Genomic DNA, 496 nt, shown 5'->3' on the forward strand with positions numbered 1-496 from the left:
GGACGCGGTGCGGTTCGGGGTGCATCCGGCGTTGCTGGACGCGGCGTTGCACGCGCAGCTGGTGGAGGGGGACGGGCAGACTGTTCTGCCGTTCTCATGGGCAGGGGTACGTCTGCATTCGGCCGGTACGAGTGCGGTACGGGTGCGGATCTCGCAGGTGCGCGACAACGCCATCGCTCTGGAGATCGCAGACCTGAGCGGGGCACCGGTGCTGTCGGTCGATTCGCTGGCCGTACGCCCGATTTCAGCGGATCAGTTCACCGCCGGTCATCGTCCCGACTCGCTGCATCGGCTCGAGTGGGGTGTGGTGGAGGCCGGTTCGGCGGAGGCGCCCGGGTGGGTGCTGGTCGAGTCGCTTGCCGACGCGGTTGACGCGGTTGACGCGGTTGACGTGGTCGGTGCGGCTGGTGGGTGTGTGCTGGTCGAGGTGGCCGGTGTTCGTGGGGCGTTGGGGCTGGTGCAGGAGTGGCTGGCCGGGGAGCGGTCCGGGTCTTCG

General features: G+C 69.4%; 1 protein-coding gene. It reads left to right on the forward strand.

All coding sequences use genetic code 11. From position 1 onward, the window contains the following. On the forward strand, nucleotides 1-496 hold a 496-nt coding region (locus ACWJ6R_RS37920; protein ID WP_449066793.1), incomplete at both ends, for a polyketide synthase dehydratase domain-containing protein.

Source organism: Planomonospora algeriensis (genome assembly GCF_977012225.1).